Source organism: uncultured Phenylobacterium sp., assembly GCF_902826855.1.
Classification (GTDB): Bacteria; Pseudomonadota; Alphaproteobacteria; order Caulobacterales; family Caulobacteraceae; genus Phenylobacterium.
Map to the genome: position 1 here is coordinate 1 of NZ_CADEGK010000388.1, position 1,545 is coordinate 1,545.

The 1,545-nt window shown below is 68.3% G+C and carries 2 protein-coding genes; both read left to right on the top strand.

The genetic code is table 11. From position 1 onward, the window contains the following. The first annotated feature begins 489 nt into the window (after positions 1–489). A complete protein-coding gene (locus tag QZV94_RS25050) occupies positions 490–1,416 on the top strand; it encodes an alpha-L-rhamnosidase N-terminal domain-containing protein (protein ID WP_293683218.1) in 927 nt (308 codons plus the stop codon). Further along, positions 1,305–1,545: hypothetical protein (locus tag QZV94_RS25340; RefSeq protein ID WP_367255381.1), on the top strand; the 241-nt coding region annotated here is incomplete at its 3' end. The genes QZV94_RS25050 and QZV94_RS25340, both read left to right, overlap by 112 nt.

Below are 1,545 nucleotides of genomic sequence, written 5' to 3' on the forward strand. Positions count from 1 at the left end.
TAGCGTTCTGGTGAACGCCGTAAAGCTCGACAAGCGATACCAGATCACCGTGCCCGAGGACCTCGATGGCGTATCGTGACCTCTACCGGCATTCTGGCTGCGGCGGCCGCGGCCCAGCCCGGCCATCCGCAGGTCGAGGAGGCGACCCGAATGCAGACGTCCCCGTCCCCTCCCTTCGCTGGAGGGGCCGCCTGCGGAGGCGCTGCACTCCGCGGCTCCGACCCGACTGCGCGTCGAGCACCTTGGGAAGGCGTTTGGCATCGACGTCGTTCGCCCTCGCTTGTCCTGGCGTCTCCCTCGGCGCGGGCCGCCAAGAGGCCTATCGCCTGCGCGCCGGTGATTGGGACTCGGGGCGTGTGGCGTCGGAGGACAACCCTCCTGGTCGAGTTTTCCGGTCCTGCTCAACGTTCCCGCGAACGCGCGGTCTGCGCCGTCAAGGTCTGGACCGAGAAGGGGGAAAGCGATTGGTCGACGCCCGTCGAATGGGAGATGGGGCTGCTCCGGCCGGACGATTGGATCGCGCGATGGATCGAGCCGCCCGAGGGCAAGATACCCGGCCCGGGAAACCCGCCCGCCTGGCGGCTGCTGCATGACTTCGCGGTGGCGAGCGGGCCAGTTCGCGGCCGGCTCTACGCCATGGCGCACGGCCTCTACGAGATCCTCCTCAACGGCGAGCGTCTGGGCGATATCGAGCTGGCCCCTGGGTACACGAGCTACGACGCCATCCTGCAGACCCAGACCTACGATGTGATCGATCGGGTGCGCTGCGGCGCGAACAGCCTCAAGGTCGTCCTCTCGGACGGCTGGTATCGCGGCCAGGTTGGCGCGTTCCGGCAGTCCGACCAGCATGCCGACCGGGTGGCGTTTCTCGGGCAGATGGAGCTCAGCTTCGAGGACGGCTCCCGCCAGCTTGTCACGACCGGCGGCGACTGGGCGGCGCGCACCGCCATCCGAAGGTCCTGTCCCCCGACGACGCGCGCGGCCGCGATCGACCAATGGAATCCTCGCCTTGAAGAAGGGCGCGACGACGGTGACTTCGCGACCGCTTACTTCCAGCATTCCGCGCAACTGCTCGGAAGGGCCGCCCGAGTCCTCGGCAAACGCGAGGCCGCTGGGAAATACGAGCCGCTGGCCGCGCACATCGCCTGGGCCTGGTGGACCGAATACGGCCGGCCCGACGGCTCGCTGCGCCGGCCGACCCAAGCCAATTACGTCCGCGCTCTGGCGTTTGGGCTTGCCCCTTGCGAGCTTCGCGCGGCGGTCGCCCAGGGCCTGGTCGCTGCGATCGGGCGGCGGACACCCGCGTGGGCACGGGAACCTTTGGCACGGGCCTGCTGCTGCCGGTCCTGGCCGACGCCGGCCATGCCGGGGTCGCGTACGACCTGCTTCTTCGCGACACCCCACCGTCTTGGATGACTATGATCGATCGGGGCGCCACGACGATCTGGGAGATGTGGGACGGCGTGGACGAGACCGGAAAGGCCCACTTCTCGCTGAATCATTACAATCTCGGTAGCGTCATCTCCTTCCTCCATACCACGTCGC

Excerpts from the sequence above, each read along its gene's own strand:
- QZV94_RS25050 (WP_293683218.1), top strand. The coding sequence starts at position 490 with ATGGGGCTGCTCCGGCCGGACGATTGGATCGCGCGATGGATCGAGCCG.